This window comes from Micromonospora globosa (assembly GCF_000717585.1).
Lineage (GTDB): Bacteria > Actinomycetota > Actinomycetes > Mycobacteriales > Micromonosporaceae > Micromonospora > Micromonospora aurantiaca.
The window spans coordinates 520,105-542,517 of sequence record NZ_JNZR01000001.1 but is presented as its reverse complement, the minus strand read 5'-3'; the positions used below and the strand labels follow the sequence as shown (position 1 = coordinate 542,517).

Genomic DNA, 22,413 nt, shown 5'->3' with positions numbered 1-22,413 from the left:
GACGGATCGATGAAAAGTCCTACTGATTGAATAGGAAAGGCAGCGTCGCCTACCCCGGAGGTCAGCCGTGAGTCAGTCCCCGTCCCCCGCCGAAGCCGTCCACGACGCCGATCGGAGCCGGCAGTGGCTCGCCGGGCAGGCGCACGGGCCGGGCGTCGACCGCGACCGGCTGCTGGAGGTGGGCGCGGCGATGGCGGCGGTGACCGCCGCCGCCGCGGAGCGCGAGCCGGTCGCGGTGGCGTCCGCGCCGGTCGGCGTCGACCCCGGCGCGCCGATCGTCAAGCCGCTGCCGGCGGACCTGCTGCGCCCGCTGGACACCAACGCCGAGATGCGCTGGCCGTCGATGGCCGGCCAGGGGTACGTGGTCCCGATCGACCGCTTCTTCGTCCGCAACCACACGGTCACCCCGCACCTGGACGCGGCCACCTGGCGGCTGCGCCTGTTCGGCGACGGCCTGCGCGGCGCGCCCACCCGGGACAACCCGGTCGAGTTCGACCTCGACGAGCTGCGCCGGCTGCCCGCCGAGGAGCACGCGGCGCTGCTGGAGTGCGCCGGCAACGGGCGGCGCTACTTCGCCGAGCAGCAGGACGAGCCGACCCCGGGCGTGGCGTGGGGGCTGGGCAGCGTCGGCGTGGCGCGGTGGCGGGGCGTGCGGCTCGGCACGGTGCTGCGCCTGGCCGGGCTGCGCGACGAGGCGGTCGACGTGATGCCCGAGGGCCTCGACCCGGACTACGTCTCCGGCGGGGTCAACCTCGGCCGGGTACGCCGCCCGATGCCGGTCGCGAAGGCGCTCGACGACGTGCTGCTGGCGTACGAGATGAACGGCGAGCCGCTGCCCCCCGACCACGGCTTCCCGGTGCGGGTCGTGGTGCCCGGTTGGGTCGGCATCTCCTCGATCAAGTGGGTGGGCGCGATCGAGGTCGCCACCACTCCCCTGTTCTCGCCGTGGAACACGCAGTTCTACCGGATGTTCGGCCCCGGCCACCCGGCCGACGGCACAGTGCTCACCGCCCAGCCGGTGCGCAGCGCGTTCGAGCTGCCCTGGGACGCCCGGGTGCCGGCCGGCGAGGAGATGCTGCTGACCGGCCGTTCCTGGTCCGGCAACGGCCCGATCGCGCACGTCGAGGTGGACACCGGCGACGGATGGCGCTCCGCCGACCTGGTCGCCGCCGACCGGGGCGGAGCCTGGCAGCGCTGGACCGTCAGGTGGTGCCCCCCGGCAGCGGGCCGGCACGTCCTGCGCGCCCGCGCCACCGACTGCACGGGCGCCGTCCAGCCCGACCGGGCCGCGCCGAACGACCTCGCGTACCTGTTCGACGCCGTCGTGGCTCACCCGGTGACCGCCTGCTGACCGCAGCTCAGGTGGTGCTGAGGTAGGGCGGCGGCACGGTGTCGGTGAGCCACACCCCGTTGGCCGAGCGGTAGAACAGGTACCCGGCCTCGGCCATCGCCGCCGCGTCCACGGTCAGCACCACCACCGCGCCGCCCCGGCGCGCACCGACGCGCCGGGCCGTCGCCACGTCAGGCGACAGGTGTACGTGGTGCCGCCCGCCCCGGCGCAGCCCCTGCGCCCGGATCGCGTCCAGCACGGCCTCACCGGTGCCGTGGAACAGCCGGGGCGGCGGCGCGGCCGGGGTGAGGCCGAGGTCGACCGGAATCGAGTGCCCCTGGTTGGCGCGGATCCGGTCGGCCCCGTCCGGACCGGCCTCCACGGCGAAGCGCTGCTTGTCGTTGCCCGCGACCACGGCGTCCAGCTGGGCGCGGCTGATCCTCAGCCCGGCGAGCACGTCGGCCACAGGCACCCAGCCCGCCCGGTCGAGTAGCAGCCCGAACGTGTCAGGCCGGTGCCGCAATGCCAGCGACAGCCGCTTGCTCACCCGAACAAGATCGCGATGTTCCACCCGCCCAGTCTGATTCCGCCCTCGCCCCTTGTCGACGCAGTTCCCCTGCCCGCTCTCCCCCTCAGCCCTCGCCCTCCCGGCCTCGCCTCCCCCCGCCGCTCCCGCGTCGCCTGGCCTCGCCCCGTCGATCTTGCGGTTTCGGCCCCTCGGATGCCCGGTTCGCACTCTTTGCCGGGGCAGGAAGCCCATGATCGACGAGCCGGGGAGCCGAGGGTCGGGACGGAGGCGGGAGGGCGGGAGGGGCGAGGGTCAGGCGGCGGCCCGCTCCGGGAGGGGGCGGCGGCGGTGGGACGGGTCGGTCAGCGTGGGCGGGGACCAGGCGCCGTCGGGCTGGTAGAGGTTCGTACCGGGCGGGACGATCTCGTCGATCCGGTCCAGCACCGCGTCGTCGAGCGTCAGCTCCGCCCCGGCGAGCAGCGCGTCCAACTGGTCCATGGTGCGCGGTCCGATGATGGTCGAGGTGACCGCCGGGTGCGCGGCGGCGAACGCCACGGCGAGTTGCGGCAGCGTGCAGCCCACCTCGTCGGCGAGCGCGACCAGTTCCTCCACGGCGGCGTACTTGGCGGTGTTGCCCGGCAGCGCCGGGTCGAACCGGGCCGGGGTGAGCGCCGGGCGGCCCGCGCCGAGGTCGACGGGCCGGCCCTGCCGGTACCGGCCGGACAGGAACCCGGAGGCCAGCGGGCTCCACACCAGCACACCCATCCGGTAGCGGCGGCAGACCGGCAACACCGACGTCTCGATGCCGCGCGCCAGGATCGAGTACGGCGGCTGCTCGGTGCGGAAGCGGCCGAGCGCCCGCCGTTCGGCGACGTGGTGCGCCTCCACGATCTCCTCGGCGGGGAAGGCCGAGCAGCCGAACGCGCGGATCTTCCCGGCCCGGACCAGGTCGGTCAACGCGCCGAGCGTCTCCTCGACGTCGGTGGTGTGGTCGGGACGGTGCACCTGGTAGAGGTCGATCCAGTCGGTGCCGAGCCGGCGCAGGCTGTCCTCGACCGCCCGGACGATCCATCGTCGCGAGTTGCCGCCCCGGTTGGGCCCCTCCCCCATCGGGAAGTGGACCTTCGTGGCGAGCACCACGTCGTCGCGGCGGCCGCGCAGGGCCTTGCCGACGATCTCCTCCGACTCGCCGGCCGAGTACATGTCGGCGGTGTCCACGAAGTTGATCCCCTGATCGAGTGCCTTGTGGACGATCCGGGCACAGTCGTCGTGGTCGGGGTTGCCGACCGCGCCGAACATCATGGTGCCGAGGCAGTGGACGCTGACCTCGATGCCGGTGCCGCCGAGGACGCGATAGCGCATGTGAACTCCCTGGGTTGCACCGCGCCGGCCGGGTGGCGCGCGGTCCGGTCACGGTAGGAGTTCGAGTGCGCTGGAGGTCAACTCTCGGCCGCGGGTTCCGCGCTGCCGGCGAGGTAGCCGGCCGCCTGCAACTCGAACAGCTCTCGGTAGAGCCCGCCCTGGGCCATCAGCGTGTCGTGGTCGCCTGACTGCACGAGCCGGCCGTGGTCCATCACGAAGATCCGGTCGGCGTGCCGGACGTTGGCGAGCCGGTGGGTGATCAGCACGACGGCCCGGTCCGGGTGCCGCCGCAGATGCTGGAAGAGGGCGTGCTCGGCACGCGCGTCAAGCGCCGCGGACGGCTCGTCGCAGATCAGCAGCCGGGCGTCACGGTAGAGGCCGCGTGCGGCCACCAGCCGCTGCCACTGCCCGCCGGACAGGTCCTGGCCGTCCTTGAACTGCCGGTCCAGCAGCGTGTCGTACCCGAACGGCAGCTCGCTGATCATGTCGTGGGCGGCGGCGTCGCGGGCGGCGGTCTCCACGCTGGGCCCGGGCCCGCCGGCACGGTCGTGGCGGCCGACGCGGATGTTCTGCCGGGCGGTGAACGGGAACCTCCACCAGTCCTGGCTCATCACCGCGACCTGGGCGGCGGTCTGCCGTGGGTCCAGTTCGGCGGCGTCCACGCCGTCCCAGCGGATCGTGCCGCCGGTGGGCCGGTAGAGGCCGGCGATCAGCTTCGCGAGGGTGGTCTTGCCGGAGCCGTTCTCCCCCACCAGCGCGATCACCTCACCGCGCCGGACCGTGAGGCTCACCTCGTCGACCGCCGCGCTGTCGGTGTCCGGGTAGCGCAGGCTGACCCGTTCGACGTCGATGCGCGTGAACCCGTCGACCGGCAGGTGCCCGCCGGCCGGGATCCGCCGGGTCGCCCGGTCGAGGAAGTCGCGGTAGTCCTGGTAGTAGAGGGCGTCCTCGTAGAGCGAGTTGGTGGCGAAGATCGCCGTGCGCAGGCTCGTACGCGCGGATTGGAGCGCCAGCAGCGCGGTGGCCGCCGCCGCGAGCGCCACCACGCCCCCGACGAGCAACGTCCCCAGAACCGCGTAGAGCCCGAACGTGGCGACGCCCGTGACGGACAGGCCGATCGCCCGGGTGATCGTCTGCGCCCGGGCCAGGCGCAACTCGGCGCGGGTCTCCAGGCGCGTCATGAGGTGGTACTCCGAGAGCAGGAAGTCGCGCATCTGGTAAGCGCGGATCTCGGCCGCGGTGTGCCGGTTGGCCATCAGGTCGCCCAGCATCCACTTGCGTCGCCGCCGGGTGATCCGGGCGAGCCAGTCGACGTGCTGGCGGCGGGCCATCCGCACCGCCGTCACCGCCTCCGGCGCGGCGGCGACGACCAGGCAGGGCAGCAGAAGCGGGTGGATGATCGTCACCGCGGTAGCCGTGGCGATCACGCCGACCACACCGGTGACCAGGTTGACCGTGTCGTTGACCAGGGAGCCCGCCTCGACCAGTCCCCGGTCGCGGGCGCGGTCCATCTCCTCGGCGAAACCGGCGTCGTCGAAGGCGGCCAGCTCCACCGCGGAGGTCGTCTCGAACAGCCGCCGCTCCACTGTGAAGTTGATCTGCGGTACGAGCCGGGCCTGCGCCCATCCGGCGGCGATGGTCAGCGCGCCGCGCCCGGCGACGGCGGCCGCCGCCAGCGTCAGGGCGGGCAGCGCCGCCCGGATGCGGTCCGGTGTCGGGCCGGCTGCGAACAGCTGGTGGAGCACTCCGGTGGTGGCGAGCAGGCCCAGCGTGGTGAGCACCCCGGCGGCGACGTTGAGACCCAGCGACGCGGCGGTGTCCCGGCGGCTGGTCGCCCAGGCGAGGGTGATCGCCTCGCGGATCAACGCGGGCAGCCGGCGTGCCACCGACCAGAATCCGGTGTGGGCCAGCTCGGTGGCCCGGTGCATCCAGTGCGGATCGACGAGCTCGGGCAGGGTCGTCTCCCCCGCCGGCTCCTCCGGGTCGGACGGTGGACGAGGGTGGATCACCCCGGCCATGGCACCCCCTCGACGCGTTCGGGCAGCAACGCTGGATACTACTTTCCGCTATCGAAATATGTCATTCAGTAACCGGTATGTCGTACAGACGTCCCAACGGCGTGTCCCGCGGCGGTGACCGGAAAGACCCGCCCGCACGGTGGTCGCCGCCGGGTCGCGTCGCGCGCGACCGGTCCGGGTGGCAGGCTTGTGAGGTTCGCCGGCGCGCGCCGGCCGACCGCCCGTCGTGAAGGAGAAGATCGACCCGATGGCTGTGGACGTCACCACCACCGACGAATGGCAGGCGCTGCGCAAGCACGCCGAGGCGATGCGCGCCACGCACCTGCGCGACCTGTTCGCCGCCGACGGGCAGCGGGGTGAGCGGCTCACCGGTGAGGTCGCCGACCTGCACGTGGACTACAGCAAGAACCTGGTCACCGACGAGACCATCGCGCTGCTCGGCGCGCTCGCCGAGCGGGTCGGCCTGACCGACCGGATCGCGGCCATGTTCGCCGGCCGGCACATCAACGTCACCGAGGACCGGGCGGTGCTGCACACCGCGCTGCGCCTGCCGGCGGACGCGTCGCTCACCGTGGACGGCCAGGACGTGGTCGCCGACGTGCACGCCGTGCTGGACCGCATGTCGGCGTTCGCGCAGCGGGTGCGCTCCGGCTCGTGGCGGGGCCACACCGGCGAGCGGATCACCACCGTCGTGAACATCGGCATCGGCGGCTCCGACCTCGGGCCGGTGATGGCGTACGAGGCGCTGAAGGCGTACCGCGACGCGGGCATCAGCTGCCGGTTCGTGTCGAACATCGACCCGACCGACATCCACGACAAGACCGCCGACCTGGATCCGGCGAGCACGCTGTTCGTCGTGGTGTCCAAGACGTTCTCCACCCAGGAGACGCTCGCCAACGCCGACCAGGCGCGGCGCTGGCTGCTGGCCGGGCTGGACGCCGACGACGACGCGATCGCCCGGCACTTCGTCGCGGTCAGCACCAACGAGCAGCGGGTCCGCGACTTCGGCATCGACCCGGAGAACATGTTCGGCTTCTGGGACTGGGTGGGCGGACGCTACTCGCTGCCGTCCGCGGTCGGCCTGTCGGTCATGCTGGCGATCGGGCCGGACCGGTTCCGCGAGATGCTGGCCGGCTACCACGTGGTCGACGAGCACTTCCGGTCCGCCCCGGTGGAGCGCAACGTGCCGGCGTTGCTCGGCCTGCTCAACGTCTGGTACACCGACTTCCTCGGCGCGGAGACCCACGCGGTGCTGCCCTACTCGCAGTACCTGCACCGGTTCCCCGCCTACCTCCAGCAGCTCACCATGGAGAGCAACGGCAAGTCGGTACGCGTCGACGGCTCGCCGGTGACGTACCCGACCGGGGAGATCTTCTGGGGCGAGCCGGGCACCAACGGGCAGCACGCGTTCTACCAGCTCATCCACCAGGGCACCCGGCTGATCCCGGCGGACTTCATCGCGTTCAGCCGGCCCAACCACGACCTGGGCGACATGCACGACCTGTTCATGTCGAACTTCTTCGCCCAGACCGCCGCGCTGGCGTTCGGGCGGACCCGGGAGCAGGTGGAGGCCGAGGGCACCGCGCCCGAGGTGGTGGCGCACCGGGTGATGACGGGCAACCACCCGACCACCTCGATCCTGGCGCCGAAGCTCACCCCGGCGACGCTGGGTCAGCTGATCGCGCTCTACGAGCACATCACGTTCACCGAGGCCGCGATCTGGGACATCAACGCCTTCGACCAGTGGGGTGTGGAGCTGGGCAAGGTGATGGCCAACCAGCTCGCGCCGAAGCTCACCGGGCCGGACCCGGACCTGGCCGACGTGGACACCTCGACCGCCGAGCTGATCCGCCGCTACCGGGCCGAGCGCGGCCGGAGCTGACCGCGCGCCCGTGGCGTCCCGCGTAGACCGGGCGGGACGCCACGGGTCAGCGGCGCAGCAGGTCGGCGTGCGCGGCGCGCAGCCGGGTCAGCGCCGCGTCGCCGGCCGGCGCGCGGCGGTCGAGTTCGGCCCACGCCTCGGCGAGCGCGTCGGCCAGCGCCCGCAGCTCGGCGGCGTGCCGCCGGCTGGACTGCCGGTGCAGCTCCTCCAGGCGGCGGGCCCAGCCGGCGCTGATCGCGGCGACGCGTTCGGCGTCGGCGCGGGCCTGGGCGCCGGTGCGGGCGGCGGACGCGGGCACGATCGCGGCGACCGGCCGGGGATCGCCGTCGCGGGTGACGACTGTGACGGTGTCGGTCAGCTCGGCCAGGGAGACGAGCTGGGTGAGCCGGGTGCGGACCTCGCGCAGCGGCAGGGCGCGCGGCTGGGGGGACCGGTCGGCCAGTGCGGGGACAGCCATGGACAGATGTTCACGTCCGGGTACGACAATTTCCCGGTCAGGCGGTCCACTCCGGCGCCAGCACGGACCAGACCTCCAGGTCGGCGCGGCCGTCGGGCGTCGGTGCGGCGCCGCGCATGACGCCGTCGCGGCTCATGCCGAGCCGCCGCGCGACGGCGATGCTGCGGTCGTTGCCGGCCTTCGTGACCCACTCGACGCGGTGGATGCCGCGCTCCCGCACCGCCCAGTCGATGACGAAGCGGGCGGCGCGGGTGACCAGGCCCTGCCCCTCGGCGCCGGGTTCCAGCCAGCAGCCGGCCTCGCACACCCCGCGTTCGGTGCTCAGCGACACGAACAGCACGCCGCCGACGAGCGTGCCGCGCTGCCAGATGCCCCAGATGCCGCCGTCGTCGCGGGCCCAGCGGTCCGCGTACGCCTGAAGGACCTTGCGGGCCGACTCGGCGTCGGTGGCGACGAAGGACGCGCCGACCCAGGGCGAGATGTGGTCGCGGCAGCGGTCGAGGTTGGCCAGGAACTCGTCGGCGTGCCAGGGCGACAGTGGACGCAGCTCGGCGTCGTCGGTGAGGGCGTGGGCGAACATCAGGGGAAGCTAGCAGGACCGTCGCGCTTTTGTCGGTCGGTCCCTCTACGGTCTGCGCCGTGAACGCCGTCCAGACGTACCGATATCTTCAGCCGTCCGCGCTGCGCGCCGCCGGTCTCGACCTGCAGACCTGCGGCGGCCCGGCGGCCAACCCGCGCTTCTTCGCCGGTTTCCTCACCGCTCCCGCCGCGGCGGCGGCCGGGCTGCTCGCCGTCGCCGAGGTGGCCCGCACCCGCTACCACCAGCCGGTCAACCCGGCCAGTCTGGACCCGGTGGTGACCGGCAGCCGCGGCCGCCTGCGGTTCGAGTCGTTCTCCGGCTGCTGCGGGGTGTACGCGCGGATGGACGTGCTGCCGGCCGGGCTGGACGGGGAGATCAGCGGCCACGGCACCACGAACGTGGACGTGAACCCGCCGCTGCGGGAGGCGCTGGCCCGGGTGGGCGGCATCGAGCCGCTGCACGTGGCGGTCGACCCGGACGACCTGACCGTCTCCACCATGGACGGCTCGGTGGTCGAGCGGAAGGTGCCGCTGCCCGGCCGCTGGCTGCGGGGCTTCGCCGAGGTGCACGTGCTCACCGCCGGCTTCGAGCCGCGCGCCGAGATCGCGGCGGCGGAGGCGGCGGCGTTCCTGCGCCGGCTGCCCGCCGCCGGTGACCGGAGTGTGCTGTGGGCGGTGCCCGCCGGGCGTACGCTGCGGCTGACCTCCCGCCCGGTGCCGGGCGCTGTCTGCCTGGCCGGCGCGGGCCGGCTCGCGGCGCTGCGCGGCGTGCTGCGGCACGCGCGCACCCTGCGGGTGTACGGCCCGGCGGTGCGCGCCGGTTCCCCCGCCGTGCCGAGCACGTGGGAGCTGGACACCGGGGCGTTGCGGCTGTCGCTGACGCTGTCCCCCGAGCCGTACCGGGGTTTCTCCGGTGAGGGCGCCGCCCTGGCGGCGCTCGCCGGTGACGACGTGGTCGACGACGCGGAGCTGGTGGGCGCGCTGCTCAACTGGGATCCGGCGATCGACGTGGCCGCGCTGGCCGACGCCGCCGCGCTGCCCGACGAGCGGGTGCGTGCCGCGCTCGCCCAGCTGGGCACCGCCGGGCGGGTCGGGTACGACGTGGCGGACGGGGCGTACTTCCACCGGGTGATGCCCTACGACGCGGGCCGCGCGGAGCGGGACAACCCGCGGCTGCTCGGCGCGCGTGCGCTCGTCGAGCGCGGCGCCGTCGAGCGCGACGGCGAGAACGCGACGGTACGCACCGATGCCGAGACCTACCGGGTACGCCGGCACCCGGACGGCGCGTACTCCTGTTCCTGCCGCTGGTGGGCGCGGCACCGCGGGCAGCGAGGGCCGTGCCGGCACGCGCTGGCCGTGTCGATGGTCGCGGCGCCGGTGGGGGCGCTGTCGTGACCGGCTTCGCCGAGGCGGTGGTGCGCGGCAGGATGTCGCAGGTCCGGTCGGCCCTGGCCGGGTTGGACGAGCCGGCCCGGCGGGCACTCGGCGACGAGCTGGTCGCCGACGTGCGCCGCAGGCGGGACGCCTGGTGGTGGCAGGGCGAGGCGGCGACGCTGGCGGTCGCAGCGGTGGGGACGCTGAGCACCCCGACGAAGGTGGCCGCGCTGCTCGGCCGCCGCTCGGTCTGGCTGAACGGCGTCGACGCGGCGCCGGTGGTCGACGTCGCCCGGGAACGCGGGGTGACCTGGCTGGCCGACGTGGCGTACAAGCTGGCCGACCGGCTCCCCCGGGACCGGATGGTCGCGGGCTGGCGGTTCGTCGCCGGCCTCCTGACGGCCGAGAAGGCTCCGCCGCCGACCGGGGACGACTTCGTGCGAGGCTGGGCCGCGGCGCAGGGCTGGCCGGACCCGCGCGGGACGCGACCGCCGACCGTGGACCGGCTGCGCGCGGACCCGTTCCTCGACGCGCTGTTGCCGCGCCTGTTCGAGGTGGACGGGGTGGGCACCGAGCTGGCCCGCGGCGACGGTACGGGCACGGAGGCGGTGCCCCGGGCACTGGTGGCGCTGGCCGCGGAGGGCCGGCTCGACCGGGCGGTCCTGCTCAACGGCGTCCTGGGCCGGCTGTTGCGTGGCGACCGGCCGGGCGCGCTGCGCCCGTTCCTGGTCCTGCACGACCTGCTGGCGCCGACCCCGGACGAGGTGGCCGTGCGGTCGAGCGCCTACCTGCGGCTGCTCGCCGACGGCCCCGGGCCGGTGGCCCGCGCCGCTCAACGGACGCTGCGGCAGGCCGGTGACGTCGCCGAGCCCGAGGCACTGTGGGAGGCCGCCCGGACGGTGCTGGCCCGGCCGGAGAAGGCGCTGGTCCGGGCGCAGGTGTCCTGGCTCGACCGGCTGGCCCGGCAGCACCCGGACCGGGCCCCGGAGATCGGTGCGGTGCTCGCCGTGGCGGCCGGCCATCCGGACGCCGGCCTGCGTGAGCGCGCGCTGACGCTGGCGCAGCGCCACGGTCACCGGCCGGTGGCCGTCGCCTCAGTGGCCGAGGCCCGCGACGACCTGCCGCGGCCGCTGCCGGCAGCGGCCGCGCCGCCGCCGATCCAGGACGTGGACGAACTGGTGGAGGAGGTCGCGGCGTCGCTCGGCCGACGCTGGCCCGCGCTGACGGCGGAACGCGTCATGGACGGGCTGGTCCGGCTCGGCACCGCCGACCGCGAACGGCTCGCGGCGGCGCTCCTGCCTGTGGTGCGCCGCGAGCGGGTCGGCGCGTACGACCATCCCTGGTCGGTGTTCAACATCTCGGTCCAGATGCACGGGCTCCTGCTGGCCGTCTGCGGCGAGGCCGAGGCGGCGACCCGGCGCGACCAGTGGAGCACGCTGCTGGCCGAGTCCCGCCCGCGCGCGCCGCTCCCGTTCCGGGGTGGTCCGCCGGTTCCGGCCACCCGCCGGCCCGCGCCCGTCCAGCTCGCCTGCACCCGGCTGGCCGAAATCGGGCAGCGGCTGGACGGACGCGACGATCTGGGCCTGCTGTCCGCGCCGACCTCGGTCACCGGGGCGATCGAGCCGGTGGCGCTCTACGAACGGCTGGCGGCGCTGGGTGACCGTCCGGTGTGGCGCTGGGATCTCGCGCAGGCTCTGCTGCGCCTGCCGGCCGGCGTCGACGGGCCGCTGGCCGAACGCGCCGCGGCGCTGCGCACGCCGGCCGGTGACGAGCTGGCCCGCTAGCTGCGCGGCGACGCCGTGCCGGCCCCCGCGCAGCAGGTGGTGACGGTGGGCCGGCGGGCGCGGTCGGCCGGGTACGACTGGGGATACGACCAGTTGCCCGAGGGCCGGACGCTCGTCGCGCTCACCCCGCCGGACGGCGTCGAGGACCGGCTCGGCCTGCTCACCCTGACGCCCACGCCGATCGGCCGGTGGACCGACGGCTGGGGTGACGTCTGGCCGGCCGTCCTGCCCGGCCACCGGGGCGTGGTCGCCGCGCACCTGCTGCCCGAGGTGGCCGGCGCGGCGCAGGAGGACACCCTCGGGCACGCCGCGGCCCTGCCGGTGCTGGCCGAGTGCACGGGCGCGGGCGGACCGGCCCTCGATCTGGCGCTGGCCTACGGGTTGTGCGCCCGCCACGAGGCGGACCGGGTGGCCGCGCTCGACGCGGTGCTGATCCTGGCCGCCGGCGGTGACCTGGACGCGCCGGCGACCGGCGGGCACCTCGGCGCGCTGGCGGCCGGCGGGCAGGTGACGCTGACCCGGGCGGTCACGCCGCTGCGCGACGCGGTGGCGGCGGGCGCCCCGCTGAGCGTGTGGCGGCTGCTCGCCTCGGCGTTGCCGCCGCTGCTCGGCGCGCCGACGCCGCCCCGGGGCACGCCGGACCTGCTGGCGCTGGCGGCGGACACGGCGACCGCGACGGGCGTGCGGATCGAGGTACCGGGGCTGGCCGACGTGGTGGCCCGGGGCGGCGGCAGCCGGCTCGTCGCCGAGGCCCGCCGGCTCACCACCGCCCTGGCCGCCTGAGCCGGCACGTCGTCGCACGGGCTGGCGTCGTCGGGTGTCAACCGCCGGGCAGCGCCCACGGCCACCGCCGCGCCGGTCAGATGATCAGGTGGGTCCAGTAGGTGAGCCAGACCGCGAACAACGCGCCCTGGAGCAGCGCCAGCGCGGCGGTGAGCCAGCCGTCGAGGCCGGGCCGCCGCGACCAGCGGGCCAGCACGAACGCGACCGGGAAGGCGGCGAGCAGGTAGCGCAGCAGGCTCTTGTACACCGGCGGCCCCATCGACAGCGGCACCAGCACCATGACGAGCGTGTAGACCAGGTACGGCCAGTCGGCGCGGCGGCGCAGCCCGACGACCGCCACCGCCAGCGTCGCCACCGCGATCCAGACCCGCAGCGCGTCGGCCGAGTTGCCGCCGGTCAGCGCGGATGCGGCCGTCGCGATCGGGTTCTGCAGCCGGATCCCCCAGCCGGTCTCCTGGGCGTGCTGGTAGGCGAACCAGTCGCCGCTCTGCCAGCGGCAGAAGGCCATGAACGTCAGCCAGCCCGCCGGGACCAGCAGCAGCGGCCAGCCCTGCCGCAGCAGCCGCGGCCACGCCCGGGGTCCGGCTCGCCAGCCGTGTTCACGCAGCAGCACCAGCGCCAGCGGCACCACCACGAGGAAGCCGACCGAGCGGCTCATCGCCAGGAAGTAGCCGACGACGCCGACGAGCAGCCAGCGGCTCCGCTCGGCGTACCAGAAGGCGGCCAGCGCCAGGCAGACGAACAGCGACTCGGTCAGCGCCGCCTGGAACAGGAACGCCGTCGGCAGGAGCAGCAGGTACCGGACCGCTCGCCGGCCGTCGGCCGCTCCCGCGCCGCCGAGCAGCCGGCCCCCCAGCCGGTACGCGTAGTAGAGCTGGAACACCAGCGCCACGTTGCTCACGAGCAGCAGCGCCCATGCGGTGTGCCCGCCGAGCAGCGGCGCGAGCGGCCGGGCCAGGAACGGGTACAGCAGCGGGAAGCCGAAGTCGGGCCAGGGCCGGTCCAGCGGCAGCCGGGCCAGGTGCTCGTAGAGGAACGAGTCCCAGGCGAACCAGAGCGAGAACCAACGGTGGGACGAGATCGCATCCTGCTGGGCCCGCATCGCGGTCTCGTCGGCCGGCGGCGCGCCCGGCACTCCGTCCCAGGCGGTGAGCACCAGCACGCCGATCAGGCTGAGTACGAGCTTCGAACCGGCGAAGACGGCGAGCACGAATCCCCACGGCTCGGGCAGCCGGCGGGCGACCGAGACTCCCCGCGACCACCACCGGGTACGCCCGGCGCGCGCCCCGCCGCCGGGGTCGACCCGCCGTTCGTCCGCCATCGCGCTCCCACCGTCCGGCCCTCGGGCCGACTCGCCCGGCCGCAAAACCCGGTGCGCGTTCCCCGTCCGGACCGGTCCACACCCCGCGCAGCCGTCGCGGATCGGCGCTGATCGGCAGGTGAGGACGCCGCCAGGGTGGGTATGCGCGCTGCCGCATCGGCAGGCGGGGGGCGCGTACGGCATGGGCGACGGCGACGGGACCGTGATCATCGGGGCGGGGCCGGCCGGGCTGACCGCCGCGTACGAGCTGCTGCGGCACGGCGAGCCGGTCCGGGTCTACGAGGCCGACGACGTGGTGGGCGGGATCAGCCGGACGGTGGAGCGCGACGGCTGGCGCTTCGACATCGGCGGGCACCGCTTCTTCACCAAGGTGTCCCGGGTCGAGGACTTCTGGCACGAGATCCTCCCCGACGAGGACTTCCTGCTCAGGCCGCGGATGAGCCGGATCTACTACCGGGGCGCGCTGTTCGACTACCCGCTCAGCGCCGGCAACGCGCTGCGCAACCTCGGCCTGCTGGAGGCGGCGCGCTGTCTGGGCTCGTACGGCCGGGCCCGGCTGCGCCCGCCGAAGGACCAGTCGCACTTCGAGGGGTGGGTGTCGGCGCGGTTCGGCTGGCGGCTCTACTCGATCTTCTTCAAGACGTACACGGAGAAGGTCTGGGGGATGCCGGCGGACCGGTTGCAGGCCGACTGGGCCGCCCAGCGGATCAAGAACCTGTCGCTGGCCACGGCGATGCGCAACGCGCTGCTGCCCCGGCGCAACCGCACGGACGTGACCAGCCTGATCGAGGAGTTCCAGTACCCGAAGCACGGCCCGGGGATGATGTGGGAGCGATGCGCCGAGGAGGTCGCCAAGCGCGGCGGCACCGTCAGTACCGGCGTCTGGGTCGCGGAGGTGCACCGGGATCCGGCCGCGCGGCGGGCCACCGCCGTGACGGTGGCCGACGCGGGCGGGAAGCGCACCGAGCCGGCTGCGCACGTGATCTCCTCGATGCCGATCTCCGCGCTGGTGCGGGCGATGCGCCCGGAGGCGCCGCCCGAGGTGCGGGCCGCCGCCGACGACCTGCGGTACCGGGACTTCCTGACCGTGGCGCTGGTGGTGCCGGAGGAGTTCTCGTTCCCGGACAACTGGATCTACGTGCACGACCCGGCTGCCCGGGTGGGCCGGATCCAGAACTTCGGCTCCTGGTCGCCGTACCTGGTGAAGGACGGGCGGACCTGCCTGGGGCTGGAGTACTTCGTGTTCGAGGGCGACGAGATGTGGCGGACGCCGGACGCCGAGCTGATCGCGTTCGCCACCGCCGAGTTGGAACGGCTGGGCCTGGTCAAGCCCGGGTGCGTGGAGGCGGGCTACGTGGTCCGGATGCCGAAGGCGTACCCGGTCTACGACGAGCGGTACCAGCGCAACGTCGACGTGATCCGGGACTGGCTCGCAGCGAACGTGCCGAACGTGCACCCGGTCGGCCGCAACGGCATGCACCGGTACAACAACGCCGACCACTCCATGCTCACCGCGATGCTGACCGCGGAGAACATCGCGCACGGCGCGGAGCACGACGTCTGGACCGTCAACGTCGAGCAGGACTACCACGAGCAGCGCAGCCCGTCGCGGCACGGCACCGGCCGGGACGCGCCGGTCGTCCCGGCCCGGCGGTGAGGCCCCGGGCGTGAGGTGGTCGTGACGGGCGGCGTTGTGCCGGTCACCTAGCGTGGACCGGGACCGGCCCCCTTCCGCGTCGCCACCTCCGGGCCCTGCGAGGACTGATGACCTTCAGCATCGGCATCTTCGACCTCTTCACCTACCTCACCCCCGGGTCGCTCTACCTCACGCTGTCCGCCTACCTCGCGGTCCGGCAGGACTGGGTGCGGCTGGACGACCTGAGCCGGCAGCCCACGCCGCTGCTCCTGCTCCTGGCCCTGCTGCTCGCCTACGTGCTGGGCAACGCCACGTACGGCCTCGGTCGTGTCGTCGACCGGGCACTGCCGTTCTGGAACTGGGGCCGATTCGACGCCCGCCGGGTGTTCGCGGAGCAGGCCCTCGGCGCGGCCGGCTCGCGGATGCTCACCGCGCCCTGGGGGGTGCTGCTCGCAGCGGCCGAGTTGCACAACCGGGAGGTGGCCGCCGAGGCGACACGGATGCGGGCGATCGGGCTGATGATGCGGAACGCCACGGTGCCGCTGCTTCTCGGCGCGGTCCTGGCCGTTGTCGAAGCCGGTCGCGGGTTCGGCGGGACCGCGGCGGTCCTCGCCGGGCCGGCTCTGCTCGCCGTCGCGGGTGGCGCCGCCTGGCGGAGCGTCGTGCTGCGGTTCTGGGCCGAGTTGAAGACGTTGGAGATCTGCTTCGTCATCCCGGACATCGAGGACCGGCTCCGCGGTCCGGCCGGAACGGAACCGGCTGAAGGCCCCGGCGCGTGAGGGTGGTCATAACCGCTGGACGACCGCCGCGGCGGTGCTGCTAGCCTTCTGGGCAGGTCATGAGCGCCAGCGCGAAGCCCCGGCTCGCTGGCCGGCAACCCTCCTCCGCGGTGGGGTGCCCCGGGTGAAGACCAGGCACCGGCAGCCGCCGGTGCAAGCGTGGCCTGGCACCCAGGTCAGCAACAGACCAGGGAGACCGATGTCCGCACCACCCTCCACCCCATCCGGCGACGTCGCCGCGTACCCGGCCCGCTTCGCGCTGGTCAAGCGCCGTCACGTCGACCTGATGCGGGTGTGCAGCGACGCCTGTCGCCTCGCGCGCTGAGCGAACGCCACCCTCCTTTCCCCGATCCACCCTTCTCCGGCCCGGCCGTCCGTCCGGCGGGCCGGCGCCGACGCGCACCTCGCGCGTCCATCCACTCTGGAGAGACATCGTGCGTTTCCGTACCGTCCTGACCCGTGCCGCCGCCGTCGGCGCGGCCGCCCTGCTCGCCGTCACCGCGCTCACCGCCTGCGGCAACGACGACACCACCGCGGCCGACAACCCGTACGGCCTGCTCCAGCCCGGCGTGATCCGCGCCGGCACGCTCACCGACGCCCCGCCGAACGTCTTCCTGAAGGACGGCAAGTTCACCGGCTTCGACAACGAGCTGCTGCGCGCCGTGGCCGCCAAGATCGACCTGAAGGTGGAGTTCGTCGGCACCGACTTCTCCGGCCTGCTCGCCCAGGTCAACAGCGGCAAGTTCGACGTGGGCAGCTCCTCGATCACGATCACCGAGGCGCGGAAGAAGACAGTGGACTTCGGCAACGGCTACGACTTCGGCTACTTCGGCCTGGACGTGCCGGCCGGCTCCTCGATCACCGGCTTCGACCAGCTCGCCGGCAAGCGCGTGGTGGTGGTCCAGGGCACCGTGCAGGACGACTACGCCACCAAGCAGAACCTCGACCCGGTGCGGGTGCCCGACTACAACAGCGCGATCAACCAGCTCAAGGCCGGTACCGCCGACGCCTGGATCGCCCCGGCCGAGATCGGCGACAAGTCCGCCGCCGACAGCAACGGCAAGATCAAGGTCGCGGCGAAGCAGCTCAGCCCCACCCCTACCGCGTACGCGGTGGCGAAGGGCGACGACAAGCTGCGCGAGGCGCTGAACAAGGGCCTCGACGAGGTCATCGCCGACGGCACGTGGAGCCGCCTGCAGGCCGAGTACTACCCGGGGCGGCCGGTCCCGGCCGACTTCAAGCCGGGCAGCGGGTCGGTGGCGGTGCCGTCGCCGTCGGCCGCCTCCTGAACCGGTAACCGAGCACGAGCGGGGCGGACGGAGCGGACATGGATCCACTGAGCACGCTGTGGGAGACGTTCTTCGACTGGGACTCGATGCGCGAGGCGCTGCCCGAGATGCTCACCGTCGGGCTGCCCAACACGCTCACCCTGGCGGTCTCCGCCGCCCTGCTCGGCTCGGTGCTGGGCATGCTGCTGGCCGTCGCCGGCATCTCGCGTACCCGATGGTTGCGGTGGCCGGCGCGGGTCTACACCGACGTGTTCCGCGGCCTGCCGGCCGCGGCGACCATCCTGCTCATCGGCGTGGGCCTGGCGCCGCTCGGCATGCAGGTGTGGGGCCCGAACCCCTATCCGCTGGGCGTGCTGGCGCTGTCCCTGATCGCCGCCGCCTACCTCGGTGAGATCTTCCGGGCCGGCATCCTGAGCGTGGAGGCCGCCCAGTTGGAGGGCGCGCGGGCGCTCGGCTTCTCCTGGGGTGAGGCGATGCGTCTGGTGATCATCCCGCAGGGCGTACGCCGGGTGCTGCCCGCCTGGGTCAACCAGCTCATCGCGCTGATCAAGGACTCCAGCCTGGTCTACTTCCTCGGCCTGCTGGCCAGCCAGCGAGAGCTGTTCCGGATCGGGCAGGACTACGCGGCGAACACCGGCAACCAGTCCGCGCTGCTGCTGGCCGGGTTGTTCTACCTGGTGCTGACCGTGCCGCTGACCCACGCGGTCAACTGGCTGGACCGGCGCCTGCGGCAGGGCCGCCCCGCCGCGCCGCCCGAGCCGGACACCGAGCCGGCCGACCTCACCCCGTCCGGAAAGGACCCGCGATGACCACCACGACCTCGGTCAGCCTGGCCGTCCGCGACGTGCACCTGGCCTTCGGCGCGCACCGGGTGCTGCGTGGCGCGGACCTCGACGTGGCCCGGGGCCGCGCGGCCTGCGTCATCGGCCCGTCCGGCTCCGGCAAGTCGACGCTGCTGCGCACCGTCAACCGGCTGATCGAGCCGGACCGCGGTGACGTGCTGCTGGACGGGCGCAGCGTGCTGCGCGACGACCCGGACGCGCTGCGTCAGCGCATCGGCATGGTGTTCCAGCAGTTCAACCTGTTCCCGCACCTGAGCGTGCTGCGCAACATCACGCTGGCGCTGCGCAAGCTCAAGAAGCTGAGCGAGGACGAGGCGGTGGCGCTGGCCCGCGCCCAGCTCGACCTGGTCGGCCTGGCCGGCAAGGCGGACGCGCGGCCGGCGCAGCTCTCCGGCGGCCAGCAGCAGCGCGTCGCCATCGCACGGGCGCTCGCGCTGCGCCCGCAGGTGATGCTGTTCGACGAGGCGACCAGCGCGCTGGACCCGGAGCTGGTCAAGGGCGTACTGGCGGTGATGGCGGACCTGGCCGCCGCCGGGATGACGATGGTCGTGGTCACCCACGAGATGGGGTTCGCGCGCAGCGTCGCCGACACGGTGGCGTTCATGGACGCGGGCGTGGTGCTGGAGGCCGGGCCGCCGGAGGCGGTGTTCGAGGCGCCGGAGCACCCGCGGCTGCGACGCTTCCTGTCCCAGGTGCTCTGACACGCCCCAGCACGGTGAAGCGCCACGACGCGGTGAAGCGCCGCGCCGCCTCAGCCCTTCACCGCGCCGATCAGCACGCCCTTGACGAAGTGCCGCTGGATGAACGGGTAGACAGCGACGATCGGGGCGACCGTCAGCACCACCACCGCCATCTTGATCGCCTCGGTCGGCGGCATGGTCACCCCGCTGCTCGCGCCGGAGGTGTGCGGGGCCTGCCCGGCCAGCAGGTAGCTCTGGAGCACCCGCTGGATCGGGTACATGTCGTTACGGTCGATGAACAGCAGCGCGTCGAACCAGACGTTCCAGTAGCTGACCGCGTAGAACAGGCCGACCACGGCGATCACCGCGCGGGACAGCGGCAGCACGATGCGCGCGAGCGTACGGAAGTCGCTCGCGCCGTCGATGCGGGCGCTGTCCAGCAGCTCCGACGGGATGCCCTGGAAGAACCCGCGCACCACGACCAGGTTGAACACGCTGATCGCCGGCGGCAGGACCAGCGCCCAGATGGTGTCCTTCAGGCCCAGCCCGGTGACCACCAGGTAGCGCGGCACCAGCGGCGGATAGACCAGGAACGGGATCAGGAAGTACGCCAGCAGCCAGCGGTGGCCCAGCGAGCCCGGCCGGGACAGCCCGTACGCGGCGAGCACGGTGACCGTCAGCGCGATGGCGGTGCCGATCACGGTGACGAGCGTGCTGATCCACAGCGCCCGGGTGACCGCGCCACCGGCGAAGATGGTCTCGTACGCGGACGTGTCGATCCCCCGGGGCACGACCACCAGGCCGCCGGCCCGCGCGATGGTCTCCCGGGAGGAGAGGCTGGTCACCAGGATCACCCAGAGCGGGAACAGCACGCCCGCCACCAGCAGTGTGAGCGCGACGGCCTTGAGCCCCTGGCCGACCGGGGTGGGCGGTTCCTGCCACACCGGCCGGCGGGATCGGGTGCCGGACGCCCGGCGGATGAGCGTGGTCATGACTTCGAGTAGATCCCTCGTTCGCCGAGCATGTGCGCCACGCGGTTCGCGGCCAGGATCAGCACCAGCCCGATGACAGCCTTGAACAGTCCGGCCGCCGCACCGTAGCCGTAGTTCCCGGTGGCGATGGAGAAGTGGTAGACGAAGGTGTCGAGCACCTCGGCGGCCTGCCGGCCGACGGCGTCGCGTTGCAGCAGGAACTGCTCGAAGCCGACCGAGAGCGCGTCGCCCAGGCGCAGGATGAGCAGCAGCACGATCACCGGGCGCAGGCCGGGCAGCGTGATGTGCCACAGCCGCCGCCACCGGCCGGCGCCGTCCGCGGCGGCGGCCTCGTAGAGATTCTGGTCGATGGTGGACAGCGCGGCGAGGAAGACGATGGTGCCCCAGCCGACGTCCTTCCACACCGCCTCGACGGTGACCAGGACGATGAACGTGTCCGGGTTGGTCATCACGTTCCACGGTTGCAGCCCGGCCTCGCGCATGCTCTGGGCGAGCAGCCCGGCACCGCCGAGCATCGCGACGAAGAACGTCACCACCAGCACCCAGCTGAAGAAGTGCGGCAGGTAGACGATCGTCTGGATCAGGCCGCGCAGCCGGCTGGACATCAGGTTGTGCAGCGCGATGGCCAGCAGGATCGGCAGCGGGAAGAAGAAGACGAGCTGGAACGCGGTGATCGCCAGCGTGTTGCGGAACGCGTCCCAGAACGCCGGGTCGTCGAACAGCAGCTGGAACTGCCCGAAGCCGATCCAGTCGCTGTGCAGGAACGCCTGCCACGGGTTGTCGCCCAGGTAGGGGTTGTAGTCCTGGAACGCGATCACGTTGCCGGCGATCGGCAGGTAACTGAAGATCAGCAGCACGAGGAAGCCGGGCACCACCATGGCGAGCAGTTGCCAGTCCCGGCGCAGCCGGGTGCGCAGCGGCACCCGGCGGCGGGACGGGCGACGGCGGGGCGGACGGCCCGGTGGGGCCGGCGCGTCCGGCCGGGCCCGTTCGGGCCCGGCCAGGACGGCCGGCTCGTTCACCGGCCCTCCTTGGGCAGCGAGTCGGCGAGCAGTTTGCGGGCCTCCTCGCCGCCGTTCGCCTTCCACTCCGCGACGATGGCGTCCACGTCGCTCAGCGGGCGGCGGCCGCGCAGCACGTCGGTGAACTTGTCCTCGGTGGGCACCTGGTTGGCCTTGTAGGCCGCGGGCATCTCCAGCTTCACCCCGGCCCAGGGGTTGGGCTCCATGTGCTTGACCATCTCGTTGGAGTACGCGAGCACGTCCGGCACGAAGCGCGGGGTGTCCGGGAACGGCCCGATGGTGGGGTTGCGGCCGCTGATGAAGAAGTACTGGTTGGCGATCTCCTTGAACGCCAGGTCGGTCTTGACGGGACCGTTCGGCGACGGGGTGTGGTGTTTGCCCGCCACGCCGAAGTCCCGTAGCTGGGCCTCCTGGCTGCCCAGCGGCGCGGAGCACCAGTTGATGATCCGCAGCAGTTCCTGGACCCGGTCCTTGCCGAGGCCCTTCTTGACGAAGGTGTAGGAGATCGGCTCGTCGTCGCCCCAGACCAGCGGGTCACCGCCGGTGGCGGAGAAGATCGGCACCGGCTGGATGTTCAGCCTGGGGTTGGTCTTCTGGTGCTCGGCCTGGGCGCCCTGCCAGAATCCGACGCCGTCCTGGTGGAACACGATCGCGCCGTTCTTGGCGAACAGCTGCTTGGCGTCCGCGCCCTTGCTGGCCACGATGTCCGGGTGGACCAGGCCGTCCGCGTAGATCTTGGCCATGACCTCCAGTGCGCGGCGGAACTCCGGGGTCTCGTACTTGAACTCGGGGGTGCCGTCAGGCTTGACCCGCCACCCGCCCTTGTGGCCCGGCACCTCGTGGAACATCTGGATCATGGCGAAGACGTCGTTGAACGCCCACACCTTGCGCGCCGGGTCGGTGACCTGCTTGGCCACGGCGAGCAGGTCGTCGAGGTTCGCCGGCACGGCCAGGCCGCGCGCGTCGAGCAGGTCCTTGCGGGTGAACAGCGCCCAGGGGAACGGCCCGTCCGTGGGGTTCGGCACGGACATGATCCGCTCGTTCCAGACCGCGCGCCGCCAGGCCCCGGTGGGGAAGCTCGCCAGCATCGGGTACGCGCCGGCGGCGTCGCCCTTGAGGTGGTCGGTCAGGTCCTCGAAGAGCACCTTGATCGCCTCGGCGAAGCGCGGGATCTTCTCCACCTCCCACCCCGGCACGCACAGCAGGTCCGGTACGTCCCGCGCGCCGAGCATCGCGTTGAGCTTGTCGGCGTACGTGGCGCCGTCCTGGATGGTGAAGTTGACGGGCACGCCCAGCTCGGCGTTCACGGCCTGGAGGTAGGCGCTCTGCGCGACTCCGGGCGGCGCCGGCCCCCAGGCGGGGGTCATCGCGGTGACCTGCTTGCCGCTGGTGCCGGGCTTGTCGGTGATGGCGTCGACGAGGTTCGCCGGATAGCGGGTGTAGCCGTCGGGCACCGGACGGGTGCCCACGATGTCGGGCTTGACGGCGCCGGGCAGGTCCTTGCGGGTGGGCAGCAGGCCGGAGACGGCGTCGAGGTCCTGGGCGGCGCCGGAGCCGGCCGGCTTCTCCGAGCAGCCGGCGAGCAGCGGGCCGGTGGCGGTGGCGGCCACGCCGAGGCCGACCAGGCCGAGGAAGCGGCGGCGGGAGGAGCCCGGGTCGGGGTGGTGCGCGGTCATCGGTCCCCCTTCGGGAAGGGAAGCGCAGTGGATTAGTTCGTATGGATGGTCAACAAACTAATCACGTCGATGAGCTTGCACAAGGGCGGACCGGATCGA

The 22,413-nt window shown here is 73.3% G+C and carries 20 protein-coding genes and 1 riboswitch; of the genes, 11 read left to right on the top strand and 9 right to left on the bottom strand.

The genetic code is table 11. The features are described from left to right. The first annotated feature begins 67 nt into the window (after positions 1-67). Positions 68-1,351: a sulfite oxidase gene (locus IF06_RS0102100; protein ID WP_030268563.1), complete on the top strand. Its 1,284-nt coding sequence runs from the start codon at positions 68-70 to the stop codon at positions 1,349-1,351. A gap of 7 nt (positions 1,352-1,358) precedes the next feature. Here IF06_RS0102100 and IF06_RS0102095 read toward each other — a convergent pair whose 3' ends face one another. The 3 genes from IF06_RS0102095 to IF06_RS0102085 all read right to left on the bottom strand — a co-directional run bounded on the left by IF06_RS0102095 (position 1,359) and on the right by IF06_RS0102085 (position 5,218). Next, on the bottom strand, positions 1,359-1,901 hold the full coding sequence (locus IF06_RS0102095) for an RNA 2'-phosphotransferase (protein ID WP_030268561.1): 543 nt from the start codon (positions 1,899-1,901) through the stop codon (positions 1,359-1,361). A gap of 249 nt (positions 1,902-2,150) precedes the next feature. Further along, positions 2,151-3,200, bottom strand: coding sequence for an aldo/keto reductase (locus tag IF06_RS0102090; RefSeq protein WP_030268559.1), 1,050 nt, complete (start codon positions 3,198-3,200; stop codon positions 2,151-2,153). A 77-nt stretch (positions 3,201-3,277) separates the two neighbouring features. Continuing rightward, positions 3,278-5,218, bottom strand: coding sequence for an ABC transporter ATP-binding protein (locus tag IF06_RS0102085; protein WP_030268557.1), 1,941 nt, complete (start codon positions 5,216-5,218; stop codon positions 3,278-3,280). A gap of 247 nt (positions 5,219-5,465) precedes the next feature. On the opposite strand from IF06_RS0102085, the gene pgi reads away from it, so the two are divergent. Further along, positions 5,466-7,100, top strand: a complete 1,635-nt coding sequence (pgi, locus tag IF06_RS0102080; protein ID WP_030268555.1) for a glucose-6-phosphate isomerase — start codon at positions 5,466-5,468, stop codon at positions 7,098-7,100. 46 nt (positions 7,101-7,146) lie between these two features. Here the strand turns inward: pgi and IF06_RS0102075 are convergent, their stop codons facing one another. Continuing rightward, positions 7,147-7,557 carry a hypothetical protein gene (locus IF06_RS0102075; protein WP_013286745.1) on the bottom strand — a complete coding sequence of 137 codons (411 nt, stop codon included), beginning with the start codon at positions 7,555-7,557 and terminating at the stop codon, positions 7,147-7,149. Between the two features lie 37 nt (positions 7,558-7,594). Then, entirely contained in the window at positions 7,595-8,137 is a 543-nt protein-coding gene (locus IF06_RS0102070) for a GNAT family N-acetyltransferase (protein WP_013286746.1), read from the bottom strand. 59 nt (positions 8,138-8,196) lie between these two features. Between IF06_RS0102070 and IF06_RS0102065 the strand changes: the two genes are divergently transcribed. The 3 genes from IF06_RS0102065 to IF06_RS34170 are packed head-to-tail and all read left to right on the top strand — an operon-like array spanning position 8,197 to position 12,077. After that, positions 8,197-9,531 (top strand): SWIM zinc finger family protein, encoded by a 1,335-nt coding sequence (locus IF06_RS0102065; protein WP_030268552.1) that lies wholly within the window; start codon positions 8,197-8,199, stop codon positions 9,529-9,531. Beyond that, positions 9,528-11,294: a hypothetical protein gene (locus tag IF06_RS31925; protein ID WP_232236591.1), complete on the top strand. Its 1,767-nt coding sequence runs from the start codon at positions 9,528-9,530 to the stop codon at positions 11,292-11,294. Before IF06_RS0102065 ends, IF06_RS31925 begins: the two co-directional genes overlap by 4 nt. 15 nt (positions 11,295-11,309) lie before the next feature. Then, the gene (locus tag IF06_RS34170) at positions 11,310-12,077 is read left to right on the top strand and encodes a hypothetical protein (RefSeq protein WP_232236590.1); all 768 of its coding nucleotides are present in this window, start codon (positions 11,310-11,312) and stop codon (positions 12,075-12,077) included. A gap of 76 nt (positions 12,078-12,153) precedes the next feature. Here the strand turns inward: IF06_RS34170 and IF06_RS0102055 are convergent, their stop codons facing one another. Beyond that, positions 12,154-13,398 carry a hypothetical protein gene (locus IF06_RS0102055; RefSeq protein WP_013286749.1) on the bottom strand — a complete coding sequence of 415 codons (1,245 nt, stop codon included), beginning with the start codon at positions 13,396-13,398 and terminating at the stop codon, positions 12,154-12,156. A gap of 181 nt (positions 13,399-13,579) precedes the next feature. Here IF06_RS0102055 and IF06_RS0102050 point away from each other — a divergent pair, with 181 nt between their 5' ends. The 6 genes from IF06_RS0102050 to IF06_RS0102030 all read left to right on the top strand — a co-directional run bounded on the left by IF06_RS0102050 (position 13,580) and on the right by IF06_RS0102030 (position 18,645). Then, positions 13,580-15,055, top strand: a complete 1,476-nt coding sequence (locus IF06_RS0102050) for an NAD(P)/FAD-dependent oxidoreductase (RefSeq protein WP_030268550.1) — start codon at positions 13,580-13,582, stop codon at positions 15,053-15,055. Between the two features lie 107 nt (positions 15,056-15,162). Further along, entirely contained in the window at positions 15,163-15,813 is a 651-nt protein-coding gene (locus IF06_RS0102045; RefSeq protein ID WP_013286751.1) for a hypothetical protein, read from the top strand. Positions 15,814-15,868: 55 nt separating this feature from the next. Beyond that, positions 15,869-15,979, top strand: a riboswitch (SAM riboswitch). Positions 15,980-16,012: 33 nt separating this feature from the next. Further along, a complete protein-coding gene (locus tag IF06_RS34675) occupies positions 16,013-16,138 on the top strand; it encodes a hypothetical protein (RefSeq protein WP_013286752.1) in 126 nt (41 codons plus the stop codon). Between the two features lie 109 nt (positions 16,139-16,247). Beyond that, positions 16,248-17,102 (top strand): ABC transporter substrate-binding protein, encoded by an 855-nt coding sequence (locus IF06_RS0102040; RefSeq protein WP_013476489.1) that lies wholly within the window; start codon positions 16,248-16,250, stop codon positions 17,100-17,102. A gap of 38 nt (positions 17,103-17,140) precedes the next feature. After that, positions 17,141-17,911, top strand: a complete 771-nt coding sequence (locus IF06_RS0102035) for an amino acid ABC transporter permease (RefSeq protein WP_013286754.1) — start codon at positions 17,141-17,143, stop codon at positions 17,909-17,911. Further along, positions 17,908-18,645 (top strand): amino acid ABC transporter ATP-binding protein, encoded by a 738-nt coding sequence (locus IF06_RS0102030; RefSeq protein WP_013286755.1) that lies wholly within the window; start codon positions 17,908-17,910, stop codon positions 18,643-18,645. The genes IF06_RS0102035 and IF06_RS0102030 overlap by 4 nt, the downstream gene beginning before the upstream one ends. Before the next feature lie 50 nt (positions 18,646-18,695). Here IF06_RS0102030 and IF06_RS0102025 read toward each other — a convergent pair whose 3' ends face one another. Genes IF06_RS0102025 through IF06_RS0102015 form a run of 3 tightly spaced genes read right to left on the bottom strand, consistent with a single transcriptional unit; the run spans position 18,696 to position 22,314 of the window. Then, positions 18,696-19,616: a carbohydrate ABC transporter permease gene (locus IF06_RS0102025; RefSeq protein ID WP_013286756.1), complete on the bottom strand. Its 921-nt coding sequence runs from the start codon at positions 19,614-19,616 to the stop codon at positions 18,696-18,698. Continuing rightward, positions 19,613-20,638: an ABC transporter permease gene (locus IF06_RS0102020; protein ID WP_030268547.1), complete on the bottom strand. Its 1,026-nt coding sequence runs from the start codon at positions 20,636-20,638 to the stop codon at positions 19,613-19,615. The genes IF06_RS0102025 and IF06_RS0102020 overlap by 4 nt, the downstream gene beginning before the upstream one ends. Then, positions 20,635-22,314 (bottom strand): extracellular solute-binding protein, encoded by a 1,680-nt coding sequence (locus IF06_RS0102015; protein WP_030268545.1) that lies wholly within the window; start codon positions 22,312-22,314, stop codon positions 20,635-20,637. The genes IF06_RS0102020 and IF06_RS0102015 overlap by 4 nt, the downstream gene beginning before the upstream one ends. Positions 22,315-22,413: the final 99 nt, after the last annotated feature.

What these genes read in the sequence shown, in the direction of transcription:
- IF06_RS0102075 (WP_013286745.1), bottom strand. Translation starts at nt 7,557, where the DNA reads ATGGCTGTCCCCGCACTGGCCGACCGGTCCCCCCAGCCGCGCGCCCTG.
- IF06_RS0102085 (WP_030268557.1), bottom strand. Translation starts at nt 5,218, where the DNA reads ATGGCCGGGGTGATCCACCCTCGTCCACCGTCCGACCCGGAGGAGCCG.
- pgi (WP_030268555.1), top strand. Translation starts at nt 5,466, where the DNA reads ATGGCTGTGGACGTCACCACCACCGACGAATGGCAGGCGCTGCGCAAG.
- IF06_RS0102025 (WP_013286756.1), bottom strand. Translation starts at nt 19,616, where the DNA reads ATGACCACGCTCATCCGCCGGGCGTCCGGCACCCGATCCCGCCGGCCG.
- IF06_RS0102090 (WP_030268559.1), bottom strand. Translation starts at nt 3,200, where the DNA reads ATGCGCTATCGCGTCCTCGGCGGCACCGGCATCGAGGTCAGCGTCCAC.
- IF06_RS0102050 (WP_030268550.1), top strand. Translation starts at nt 13,580, where the DNA reads ATGGGCGACGGCGACGGGACCGTGATCATCGGGGCGGGGCCGGCCGGG.
- IF06_RS0102045 (WP_013286751.1), top strand. Translation starts at nt 15,163, where the DNA reads ATGACCTTCAGCATCGGCATCTTCGACCTCTTCACCTACCTCACCCCC.
- IF06_RS0102030 (WP_013286755.1), top strand. Translation starts at nt 17,908, where the DNA reads ATGACCACCACGACCTCGGTCAGCCTGGCCGTCCGCGACGTGCACCTG.
- IF06_RS0102015 (WP_030268545.1), bottom strand. Translation starts at nt 22,314, where the DNA reads ATGACCGCGCACCACCCCGACCCGGGCTCCTCCCGCCGCCGCTTCCTC.
- IF06_RS0102055 (WP_013286749.1), bottom strand. Translation starts at nt 13,398, where the DNA reads ATGGCGGACGAACGGCGGGTCGACCCCGGCGGCGGGGCGCGCGCCGGG.
- IF06_RS0102070 (WP_013286746.1), bottom strand. Translation starts at nt 8,137, where the DNA reads ATGTTCGCCCACGCCCTCACCGACGACGCCGAGCTGCGTCCACTGTCG.
- IF06_RS34675 (WP_013286752.1), top strand. Translation starts at nt 16,013, where the DNA reads ATGTCCGCACCACCCTCCACCCCATCCGGCGACGTCGCCGCGTACCCG.
- IF06_RS0102035 (WP_013286754.1), top strand. Translation starts at nt 17,141, where the DNA reads ATGGATCCACTGAGCACGCTGTGGGAGACGTTCTTCGACTGGGACTCG.